Annotated in this window: 8 protein-coding genes and 2 pseudogenes; 6 read left to right on the top strand and 4 right to left on the bottom strand. The window is 45.5% G+C overall.

Going from position 1 to position 10,885, the window contains the following annotated elements; translation table 11 throughout:
* Positions 1 to 36: 36 nt before the first annotated feature.
* Positions 37 to 1,767, bottom strand: coding sequence for a ShlB/FhaC/HecB family hemolysin secretion/activation protein (locus ACLI4M_RS00990; protein WP_133623353.1), 1,731 nt, complete (start codon positions 1,765 to 1,767; stop codon positions 37 to 39).
* 119 nt (positions 1,768 to 1,886) lie between these two features.
* Positions 1,887 to 2,087: pseudogene (locus ACLI4M_RS00985) on the bottom strand (hypothetical protein).
* Positions 2,088 to 2,357: 270 nt separating this feature from the next.
* Between ACLI4M_RS00985 and ACLI4M_RS00980 the strand changes: the two are divergent.
* The 5 genes and pseudogenes from ACLI4M_RS00980 to ACLI4M_RS00960 form a co-directional block, all read left to right on the top strand.
* Positions 2,358 to 3,545, top strand: coding sequence for an ABC-three component system protein (locus ACLI4M_RS00980; protein ID WP_133623354.1), 1,188 nt, complete (start codon positions 2,358 to 2,360; stop codon positions 3,543 to 3,545).
* A complete protein-coding gene (locus tag ACLI4M_RS00975) occupies positions 3,545 to 4,048 on the top strand; it encodes a three component ABC system middle component (protein WP_133623355.1) in 504 nt (167 codons plus the stop codon). The genes ACLI4M_RS00980 and ACLI4M_RS00975 overlap by 1 nt, the downstream gene beginning before the upstream one ends.
* A complete protein-coding gene (locus ACLI4M_RS00970; protein WP_166643172.1) occupies positions 4,045 to 5,988 on the top strand; it encodes a DUF3732 domain-containing protein in 1,944 nt (647 codons plus the stop codon). Before ACLI4M_RS00975 ends, ACLI4M_RS00970 begins: the two co-directional genes overlap by 4 nt.
* Positions 5,989 to 6,525: 537 nt before the next feature.
* On the top strand, positions 6,526 to 8,025 hold the full coding sequence (locus tag ACLI4M_RS00965) for a hypothetical protein (RefSeq protein ID WP_413449762.1): 1,500 nt from the start codon (positions 6,526 to 6,528) through the stop codon (positions 8,023 to 8,025).
* A gap of 510 nt (positions 8,026 to 8,535) precedes the next feature.
* Positions 8,536 to 9,350, top strand: a pseudogene (locus ACLI4M_RS00960) (IS3 family transposase); the annotation flags it as partial.
* 578 nt (positions 9,351 to 9,928) lie between these two features.
* Here ACLI4M_RS00960 and ACLI4M_RS00955 read toward each other — a convergent pair.
* On the bottom strand, positions 9,929 to 10,153 hold the full coding sequence (locus ACLI4M_RS00955; protein ID WP_413449761.1) for a hypothetical protein: 225 nt from the start codon (positions 10,151 to 10,153) through the stop codon (positions 9,929 to 9,931).
* A gap of 93 nt (positions 10,154 to 10,246) precedes the next feature.
* On the bottom strand, positions 10,247 to 10,504 hold the full coding sequence (locus ACLI4M_RS00950; protein WP_413449760.1) for a hypothetical protein: 258 nt from the start codon (positions 10,502 to 10,504) through the stop codon (positions 10,247 to 10,249).
* A 27-nt stretch (positions 10,505 to 10,531) separates the two neighbouring features.
* Here ACLI4M_RS00950 and ACLI4M_RS00945 point away from each other — a divergent pair, with 27 nt between their 5' ends.
* Positions 10,532 to 10,711, top strand: a complete 180-nt coding sequence (locus tag ACLI4M_RS00945) for a hypothetical protein (protein WP_413449759.1) — start codon at positions 10,532 to 10,534, stop codon at positions 10,709 to 10,711.
* Positions 10,712 to 10,885: the final 174 nt, after the last annotated feature.

Below are 10,885 nucleotides of genomic sequence, written 5' to 3'. Positions count from 1 at the left end.
GTCAAAAAAGGGGGCGTAATCACGCCCTGCCGGGTTTCAGATTTCCAGATTAACGCTAAAGCCTGCCGTGGCACCCGAGGTGTGGAAGCCTGCTGGCTTGTAGATCGGCAGGCCAGCAAACAGGTCATAACTGAACCGGCCCCACAGCGCGCCGCGTACGCCAACCGCGCTGCCCGCAAGCTGGTGACCGACCAGGTATCGGGTACCCGGGCCGCCTACCCGCCCATAGTCGGCCGCAAGGTAGAGCTCGTGGCCGCGTGCGAATACGTTCCAGGCGATATCGTTACGCCAGAGCAGGCCTTTTTCCCCGGACAGCACCTGTTCGCCGTCAAAGCCACGCACCGTGTAACGTCCGGCAATCGCCATGCGCTCCTGGGGCGTCAGCGCGTTCGGGCTCCACTGCCCGCGCAGGCTGGTGTAAATCCGCCAGGGTTGCCCACCCAGGGTAAAGGGCTGATTGATCCCCAGGTCCCCGAGCACCATTCCCGTGCGAGCGCTGCCTTCATGACGCGACTCTTCCGGGGCGGGAAGGGCGTTGAACGCGCCGGTCCCGCGCCGCCAGGTGATATTGGCGTCCAGAGTGGTGGTCCCAAGGTAGCTGCGCTGGTTAAGCCCCAGCTCCCAGCCGGCGGTGCGCCGCTTCTGCTGTTCGATATCGATGTCGTTTACGGCGTTAGTCGAGTGCCTGCGGTAACCGCGCAGGTTGAGCGTGATTTTGTGCGACTGGTCGCGGTACAGCAGCCGGGAGAGCGTCAGCTGAGCATTGTTGCTTTTACCGCTGTAGCGCAGCACTTCGTTGGCGTTGGGAATATTCTGGTGGTAGGTGTAGTCGTTGTAATTGGCGGCAACACCCCAGTAGCCCAGCGGGAAAAAGTAGTTCAGGGTGTGCGAGCGGTTGCCAAACGGCCCGTGCTGGAACAGATCTTTACCCACGTTGGCGTAAAAGAGGTCGTTCTGCGCAAAGGGGGCATCAAGGGCTAACGTGGCGGAACCGAGATACCGTCCGGTACTTTTAGAGCCGCTGTCATGCAGCCCCAGGCTAAGCCGCACCGGCCGGGCTTCCTGCCAGTTGACCAGCAGGTCGCTGGTGGCATCTTGCCTGCCGGGGACGATTTTGATATCGGCCGCGGCGCTGGGCACCCGCCGGAAATTCTCCAGCCCCTGCTCAATGTCGCGTAGATTCAACATGTCGCCCGATGAGGCGGGGAGGGCGTTCCACAGTCGCCCGCGCCACGAAACGGGTTGCTCAAAGCGTATCTCCCCGATGCGCCCGGGCTGCAGGGTCAGGGTCAGCACGCCGGTGGTCAGGTCCTGCTCCTGCGCCATCACGCGGGTGGTGACCCAGCCTTTAGCCAGTATGGCGTTTTGCACCTGATTCATCACCAGCACAATGCCCTGGCCGCCCAGGCAGCGCCCTTTGGCGTCAGCGGCGGCTTTCAGCGCCCACTGAAAACGCCCGGCAGACTCACCGACCAGGGCGATGCGGTTGAGGGTAAAACAGGGTTGCTCATCAGCGGGATATGGGGTTCGCTCAAGCTCAGGGCGGGCAAGGCGCACATCGGACTGCGGGTTATTTTGGCTTTGCAGGGCGCGCTCGCGCTCTTGCTGGCGCTGCTGTTCGCGCGCGTCAATAGCGGAAGCAGCCCGGTCGGGCGCGTCGGATGGCGTGGCAGCCAGTAACGGGGAAGCGCCAGCGAAGAGCAGCCCGGCGAGAATGCGTCCCAGCGTCTTTTGTGGACGGGCGTCCGCAAGAAAAGTCCGTTTCATGAAAATCCGTTTCATAAAGTTTAAAGGTGTATGAACCTCGACAGGTTACTTAGCAGGCAGCGGGAAAAGCAAGCAATTTTTTGGCGAGAGGGGAGACTAAAGAAACATCGGGAGGTTTTTCACGCGGGCTTGTTGAACCTGGATAGCAACAGGATCCATACAGTGCGATGAGAATAGAATTTGGCTCCTCTGACTGGGATCACCTTTGCCAGTAACTGGCTAATAAGCAAGCTAAACTTGAATCTTCATCCTGTCAAGACCACCAAAATGACCACCAATAGTTGCGGATTAAACAAATCAGATTGAGCAATCCTCGGAATGTGGTGATCGTTACTATGGCTTAACCCTTAACGTTAGCATAACTAACGAGAGCATCGAAGAATCTATCACTAAGAGTGCAACGAGGTCTAACAGTCTGCACATACCAAGAGTGGACGTTGCTTACTTGGGGGGCGGATGTTGTACTTGGACTGATTAGGCTATCTAGGGCCCCCCTCATAAAGTATTTTTCAGAATCTTGGATGTTGACAGTAGTAAATTGATTGGATTTCAGTTAGAAAATATTATCGATAAATTAACGGAGTGACGGGATGAGTAACGCGCATGAGGCCAGCGCGTCGGCCACTGGCTATCTGTATCAGTGTCGCTACGCATTGCTAAAAGGACTGGAAGCTACTCTGGATTCACCAGAGTTCAGGATCTCAATTGAAAAGTTTGATGATATAGCTTTTGAGGCAAACGGCTTACCGATTCATCTTATCCAGACCAAACATCATAAAGCCAAAACTGGAAACCTGACTGACAGCAGCGTTGACCTTTGGAAAACGCTACTCATCTGGATAAAAAGTGTAGCCACCGATTGTGGCGGTTTCTCAAGAACTCGTCACTTTCTAATAACAACTGGTTTGGCACCTTCGAATTCGGCGTCATTTCTATTACGAACAGAAAGTCGTAACGAGGCTCAAGCCGATTTATTGTTACTCACGACTGCAAACAGTTCAAATAACCGCGCGCTACAAGAAGCTTTCAACGCCTATAAGATCTTACCGGAGGAGGCTCGATTTGCTCTGTTAAGATCAATATATGTACTTGATCGATCTCCTTCGATTACTGATGTTAAAGAAGATATTTACCGGCAGTTGCACCGTGCTGTAGGAAGACAGCATATCGAAATTTTCACTGAGCGTTTAGAAGGCTGGTGGTTCGACCAAGTGATACGTATGCTCAGCGGCAATGAGGTGGGCAGCATCCCAGTGCTGGCTATTGAATCTCGCATTGATGAACTGCGAGAGGAGTTTCGACGTTCCTCATTACCTGTAGATTTTCGGTCATTTTCTCCTCCTCAAGAAGTGATCGCTCAGCTAGATAGTCGACCCTTTGTCAATCAATTGCGTAAGATAAATCTCGGTTCGGCACGTATTGAGTATGCCATCCGTGATTATTATCGAGCTTCAGAGCAACGCTCAAAATGGGTTAGAGAAGAATTATTGCTTAATGATGAGCTTAAAACGTTCGAGCAAGACCTCATTGAGGCTTGGCAGCCACGATTCGCCGCACAGAAAGACGATTTATTACCTGATAGTGATGAGTCCGATCGTATACGTTCTGGAAAGGACCTGTTCGCATGGGCAGAACAGCAGGCATGTTTTCCTCTCCGCAGCCTACGAGAGCGGTTTCTTACCCACGGAAGCTACCATATTTTGGCTAACCGATACGCCGTGGGGTGGCACCCTGACTTCATGCAGAATAATAGTGATGAACAGAAAGGAGATGATTGATGATGGAGCCTTGGTCTTCCCGTCCCATCGAGGAGAGCTACCTCTTCAACCCAGCTTTCTGCGTATTGCTTATAGCCAATACATCGTCAGAATTCAATAAAAAGACCGGTTGCTCATTACCCTTTGCACTAGCCTTTATAATACTTCCGATAATTCTTCATCAGAAAACACGCAAGGCTCTGCCTGCTACAACCGTAACGTCACTATTGGCATGGTGCCAGGACAACCGAGATACGATGATTAATTTCCCCGACAGAGTCAGGCGGCTAAACGGTATTACCCGTGAGAGCATATTATTTGGTACAAGGCAGAGCGCTCTTTGCTTGGATGAAAATGGTGACTTAAAGAAAGGAGCTAAACTGCTCTCACCTACAGAAAAACGAACGCCACTGTTTACTCAGGAAGCCGGAGAATGCATTGAACGTGCGGCATTTCTGGGGCGTTGGCTCGCAGCAGCTGGTACAACAGCGACTATTTATGCTGCATGGGGGATAGCGCCATGAGTCTTCAGATAGCCAGCCTTGTGATTTACAACCACGGGGGAGAACGACGTGAAATCACCCTTCATCCCGGTCAACTGAACATCTTGACCGGCGCATCCAAAACGGGTAAATCAGCAATAATTGATATTATTGATTACGTTACCGGGCGAAGCGAATGTTACGTAGCCGATGGCGTTATCCGCAAATGTACGAAATGGTATGGGATCCTTTTTCAACTGAATGATAGCCAAATCTTTATCGCGCGACGCAATCCAGATGCCGGTACACAGTCTCACGGCGACATCTATATTGCCCGCGGGAGCTTCCTGTCGATTCCCGATGGCGCAACTCTCCACAAAAACACTACAGTCAACGCTGTGGAGAAATTTCTGGGAACGGCAATCGGCATTAATGAAAACGAACACCGTCCCCCGAGTCCTACTCGACCCTCTCTGGAGGCAAATTTCCGCCACTCGCTTCTTTTTTGTTTCCAGGATCAGAACGATATTGATAATAAACAGCGTCTGTTTCATCGCCAAGATGATGGTTTTATAGCGCAGGCTATCCGGGACACCTTTCCTTATTTTCTTGGCGCAATGGATGAAGAGCGGCTCTTACAGCAAGCCCAATTGGACGATGCGCGAAAACTACTGCGTCAGCTTGAAAGGTTGGTACGGGAAGCTGAATCGCTGGATGACGCCACATTTCCGCGTGCAAAAGCTCTTCTTGAAGAAGCTAAAATGGCAGGGCTTACCGACGATCGAACCGTAGTTGTAAACTATGAGGCCTGCATGACTTTGCTCCAAAGCTTGAGCGAGCGAGGAGTATTTTCAGATGCAGTTGTAGTAAGTGATCATGATGACAAATTGATGCGACTGCGCTCAGAACGTCAAGGGATGCGTACTGAGCTTGAGAGACTGAATAGCGAGATACGTGAAACGCGGGCGTTTACTTCCGAATCAACCGGCTATGAGCGAGAGGCGCGGGAGCAGCGTGCGAGACTCAGCGTAGTGAATTTGATAAAGTCCTCAGAGGTATCGCAGCTTTGTCCTCTTTGCGAAAGTCACCTCGAAAACGTTGCTCCTTCTGTTGCTCAACTCAACCATTCACTCAATGAATTGAGCCGACAACTTGAGGCGGTAGAAGCAGAAAATCCAAGGCTCCAGAAGCGCTTAGCAGCCCTCCAAATACAGGAAAATACTCTCCTCAATAATCTTCGAGAGAATCAGAAAAAAATCAGTGATTGCATCCAACAAGCTGAATATCTGCGAGTACAGCAGGAAAACTTTATGCTGCAGGCGCGGACTCTGGGGAAAATCGCACAGTATCTTGAAACTGTCAGCGATGCAGAGCAATATTCGGGTCTTCGCACCCGGTTAGAAAATCAGCAATTAACTGTAAGTTTCCTTGAAAACAAATTGGATCCGACTGCTGTACGAGAGAAACTTGCGGCCTTCCTCAATATAATCGGCCATTATATGACTGAATATTCGGAGCTTCTCGATCTAGAACATCAGGGAAGCAACCTGCGTCTAGATATCCGCAAACTCACCGTGGTGGCAGATACCTTGGACGGACCGGTACCACTTTTCCGTATGGGCAGCGGGGAAAATTGGGTCGGCTACCATATTTTGGCACATCTGGCCCTTCATCGCTGGTTCCGTCAAAAAAAACGCCCCGTGCCAGGATTTCTAATTCTCGATCAGCCATCGCAGGCGCATTATCCACCTGAAAAAGATAATGATGGTTCTATTGACGCTCTGAAGAATGAAGATCAGAACGCTGTAAATCGGCTGTTCAGCCTAATCAACCACGCTGCTAAAACGCTCGCCCCTGATTTACAAATAATAGTTATGGACCATGCAGACCTTAAAGATGACTGGTTTCAGGATGCAGTCTCTGATCGCTGGCGTAATGGCGTAAAACTTATTCCAACAAGCTGGATAACACCCCAGAAATAATTTCAAGACCCAAATTAAAGCCTATAGCGCACTTATTTCTGAGCGTAAAAACACTGTGGTATGTTGGCGGGGATAGCTACTATCCTGTGGCTGAAGTAATGAAGGTTTAACTGGAACAACGACGTCTAGGCAGGCGAAAGATTTTGTAAGTAGGTTTGGAGAAGATAAGGTTTGGCTCTGCATGAGAATGTGAACGATGGAACATAAATCCAATTGAGGCATTAACTACCACTTGCTGCAGTGCTGTGCCAATACAATAAATTTAGTAAAAACATGATGGCTAGATTTGATAAGTTGATTTATAGGGGGTGTTATGTGTTTTGCAAATTTAAAGATACTCAACTTTCGTAATTTTGAGACAGTTAATATCCCTCTGAAGGGCAACATAGTCTTCTTGGGCGAGAACCTCGTCGGTAAAAATAATCTGCCATTAGCGATTCGCCTGTTCAACCTTATGATTGATAGATAAATATTAATGGTGTGATTTATAAGGGAATGTACAATCATGAACATGTGTCAAATACTAACAGGAGTTTTATGATGATTGATAGATTAGAACTTACAAAAAACATTCAATTCTATAACTTAATAATACCAGAAGACAATAGAAACAGAACAATAACAGACGTTGAAATAACTAATATTTTGGATGCTGCAGATGACAATATTGAACCTGGTAGTGATTACCTATTAGAGGCGTTTAGAATTGACAAAAGATTAATTGAAAATGACATCCCTTATAAATATTCATTGCGAATCTTCCCAACACTCAAACCAGTGTATTTTATTGGGGAGATCGAGGGCGGAGAGAACTACCAAGATAAAATTTATGCCTTTATATTAATTCTTGAGTTTGATAATAGTGTGGCAATAATAAAGAAAAGCTGTGCAAATATTTCAGATGATATTGAAAGGAATTTTAATTTAGTCTCGAGTAATTTATTGGCTAGCACCTTTAATGATTCTGATGTTTTATTCCAAAAAATATCCACAAGAACAATAACTAATTCAGATAAGGCAATCAGAAATAGATCTGCAGAATCAGCAGATCTTAAAGGTTCTTACTCTACTCATGCTGCTGGCAGGTCAATACCTTATTACTTAAAACTTAGGCAAGGTGCAATAATTAAGACAATCTCTGGTTCAGGACGATTGGTAGAGGCGTCACAGAGAGTTAATTTCGATGAAATTGCGATATGGTCTTATAATCAGCTTTGTCTGATAAGGCAAGGTGGCGGGGTTAAGGATTTCCTCAATTCTTTTGCAAAACAAAAAGATTTAAGTGAGGTTTTAAGCGCTACTGTGCCAAGTGCCTTATTAATAGAAAGTACTTCATTATATGAAAAGTTACAATCGGAAGGCGCCATACTAAAATACAAATTGCCTGATGGAACCGATTGCATTTTAAATGAAATACAAGTAAATCGGTTGCTTCGTAAACTTGAAAAAGTTTATGAAATAAAACCTGACTTGAATATTCAAGTGCCGCTTGGAAAGGCTAAGATACGAAAAAATAACAAAACACTAACGATTGACTCTACTGTTCTAAAAAAAATAAAAGTTACATACAACTCTAAAGATATAACTTTGCAAAGTTTTATCTTTAAAAATGGTTTCTACAGCATTACGTTTACTGACCCATGCTATATGTATTTTATGGGTAATTGTTTCGAGGACTCTTCAGGCTTATCGGAAATCAATAGCATATTAGAAATGCTTGTCCCTAAAACTAATATAAAAAACGTCTCAAGTGAGAAAGGTTTGCTTTTAAAAGGAATGGATAAGTTCTCTAATGATTCCATGTTTGATGTGGTGGAAAACATTCATAGTGGGGATGATTACATCTTTTGCGATGACTTAGGGAATGAATGGGCAGACCATATCACATTTAATAAAGCGGAGTCATGCATTTGTTTCATTCATTCAAAGCATGGTGACAAAAGCACATCAGCAAGTAAACTTCATGACGTTGTTGGTCAGGGTATAAAAATCTTGGATATATGTATTTTAATACTGCTGATTTTACTGTTAAATTAAAGAGAAAATTCAATAAAAACTATACTGGAGTTTACAATAAAAAGTCAGTATCAACCAAGATAAAAAAGGTAAGAAAAGGTGACACTAAAAACATTAGGAAATACCTTGACGACCTTTTTAAGGATGTTAAATTGCATAGAAAATGCATTCTTAGCTGTTCATTTTTATCCAAAAAAGAGATAGAGCGCGAGTTCATTAATTTGCGAAGAAAAAAACCGGTTAAGCCTCATGTGATTCAACTGCTATGGATCTTGTCTTCTTTTTCTCATGCTGTAAAAGAGGCTAATGCTGTTCCAATTATTTATTGCGACAACTAGAACACATTTTGAGAGGGGTAATAAACCTCTCAAAACAGTACTGATGAATATTTCTAATTTATACTATCGATTGGAGATTTGGAATTTGTTTGAAAGGTGCATGTGACTTGACTTGATCTCCTCCCTGAAAACAGTGCCATCCTAAACTAAAGTATCCGGTCTTTCTTTCATCTCACTGAGAGGCATATCAACCATGAAAAAGACCCGTTATACCGAAGAACAGATAGCATTCGCCCTTAAACAGGCCGAAACAGGCACTCGGGTGGAGGAAGTGTGCAGAAAGATGGGTATTTCTGAAGCCACTTTTTATAACTGGAAGAAAAAATTTGGCGGTATGGGCGTAACAGAACTGCGCCGTTTGCGGCAGCTTGAGGACGAAAACCAACGGCTTAAGCGTCTGGTGGCGGACCTCAGTCTGGATAAGGAAATGCTCCAGGATGTCATTCGAAAAAAGTTCTGAGGCCCATTCAGAAGCGTGAAGCGGTGACTTACCTGCTGGACGCCTATCGTATCGGGCTGCGTCGTGGTTGCCGTTTAATGATGCAGAGTCGCACGGTATACCTCTATCGCAGTTGTCGTGATGACAGGGCCCTGACTCACCGGATAAGAGAAATTGCGGAGACACGGATCCGCTATGGTTGCCCGCACATTCATATTCTTTTGCGCAGGGAAGGCTGGTTAGTCAACCACAAGGAAACCCACCGAATTTACTGTCAGGAAGGACTGAATCTGCGAGCAAAACGACCACTCAGGCATGTTACAGCCAGGCACCGACACGCCCGTCCAGAAGTGACCGCATTAGATCAGTGCTGGAGCATGGATTTTGTTGCTGATAATCTGTTCAACGGGCGTCGGATACGTGCCCTAACTGTAGTGGATAATTTTAGTCGTGAATGCCTGGCGATCGAAGTTGGTCAGGGGCTGCGCGGAGAGGATGTGGTGGCTGTTATGGAGCGCCTGAAACAAATGCAGCACAATCCTCCTCGCTGCCCCACACACACACACACACACACACAGGCGGGTTGCGGGGCCGGCGAGCAGAGAGAGAGAGAAACGGGTAGTGGCGGGTAGGAGAGAGAGAGAGAGAGAGAGAGAGAGAGAGAGAGAGAGAGAGAGAGAGAAACTCAACCGAGAAGCGCTGACCGTAGGGCATTGTTAGGAAAGTAAGGTGACGAGAGATGACTCTCTCACGGCCCGGCAGACTGACAAGAATAATGCTCTGGCAACTCGCAGGTCGTTGACCAACGGGAGCCTGCGCGATGAGAGATAAGTGTTTGAATGTGCATGGTTCCTGTCACTGAATGAAAGGATGGTGGTGTGTGGATGATGTGAATGAAATGATGATCAATTTTCAAATAATGAATAATAATTGATTGAATGATGAATAATTGAATATATATAAATTTAGTGAATAATTTAGTCCGGTGTGACTAATTATAGTTTTTTCGATTTTTTTCCCGACAGAAAATTCGTCGGTGTGTAGATCGATCATGTAGTCGTCGGCGGCAACGGCGCAGTTGAACCGAACAACCGAACAAACAAACAAACAACAGCATAATATAATTAAATTAAAATAATAATTAAAATTAATTCAGTGCCATGCCATGGTGCCATGCCAAAAAAAAAAAAAAAATTGGAAAAAAAAAAAAAAAAATTTCTCTCTCTCTCTCTCCTCCATTATAGCCTGCCACTGCCTCCTCCATTGCCTCTCTCTGAACATCTTCTCTCTCTCCATGCCATGCCAATGCAATGCAATGCCATGCCTGGTGCCATGAATGCCATGCCATGCCATGCCTGGAAGAAAATGCCATGCCATGATCATGAAAAATAGCCTGGCCATGCCATGTGTGTGAATATTTGATTTAATTTTTTTTAATTGAATAAAAAAAAAAAAAAAATTTAATTTAATAAAATAATTTCTGGTGCCATGCCATGCCATGCCAGCCTGGTGCCATGCCATGCCATGCCATGGCCACCTTGCCAGCCTGGAAAAAAAAAAAAAAAAAAAAAAAAAAAAAAAAAAAAAAAAAAAAAATTTTTTTTTTTTTTTTTTTTTTTTTTTTTTTTTTTTTTTTTTCTCTCTGCCATGCCACCACCACTGCCTGGCTCAGCCTGATCTCTCTCCAGCCTCTCTCTCCACCACCACCTGAATTTGATGCCATGGGGTGGCCTGGTGGCTGGGTGACAGAATGAAATGGTGGCTGATCATCAGCCTGGCCAGCCTCCTCCTGGATGATGCCAGTGAGCCTGAGCATGCCTCAGTCTGGTGGAAAAATCATTCATTTTTTTTTTTCTCTCAGTGGCTGAGTAAATTTCTCCAAAAAAAATTTTTTTTTGCCATTTCCTGGTGGCCTGATCATGATCAGTAATGATCACCTGATCATCATTAATTTATTTTATTTAATAAATAATAAATTCATAAACTAATTTCAGTAACAATAATCTCATCTCTCATCTCATCTCTCATCATCATCATCATCTCATCAGTGAAAAAAAAAAAAAAAAAAAAAAAAAAAAAAAAAAAAAAAAAAAAAAAAATTATA

Source organism: Erwinia sp. LJJL01, from assembly GCF_047300805.2.
Classification (GTDB): domain Bacteria; phylum Pseudomonadota; class Gammaproteobacteria; order Enterobacterales; family Enterobacteriaceae; genus Erwinia; species Erwinia aphidicola.
Note: the sequence above shows the minus strand (reverse complement) of the source record. Positions and strands in the feature narration are given on the sequence as shown.

Excerpts from the sequence above, each read along its gene's own strand:
- ACLI4M_RS00975 (WP_133623355.1), top strand. The coding sequence starts at position 3,545 with ATGATGGAGCCTTGGTCTTCCCGTCCCATCGAGGAGAGCTACCTCTTC.
- ACLI4M_RS00955 (WP_413449761.1), bottom strand. The coding sequence starts at position 10,153 with ATGGCATTTTCTTCCAGGCATGGCATGGCATGGCATTCATGGCACCAG.
- ACLI4M_RS00965 (WP_413449762.1), top strand. The coding sequence starts at position 6,526 with ATGATGATTGATAGATTAGAACTTACAAAAAACATTCAATTCTATAAC.
- ACLI4M_RS00970 (WP_166643172.1), top strand. The coding sequence starts at position 4,045 with ATGAGTCTTCAGATAGCCAGCCTTGTGATTTACAACCACGGGGGAGAA.
- ACLI4M_RS00950 (WP_413449760.1), bottom strand. The coding sequence starts at position 10,504 with ATGGCATCAAATTCAGGTGGTGGTGGAGAGAGAGGCTGGAGAGAGATC.
- ACLI4M_RS00990 (WP_133623353.1), bottom strand. The coding sequence starts at position 1,767 with ATGAAACGGACTTTTCTTGCGGACGCCCGTCCACAAAAGACGCTGGGA.
- ACLI4M_RS00980 (WP_133623354.1), top strand. The coding sequence starts at position 2,358 with ATGAGTAACGCGCATGAGGCCAGCGCGTCGGCCACTGGCTATCTGTAT.
- ACLI4M_RS00945 (WP_413449759.1), top strand. The coding sequence starts at position 10,532 with ATGAAATGGTGGCTGATCATCAGCCTGGCCAGCCTCCTCCTGGATGAT.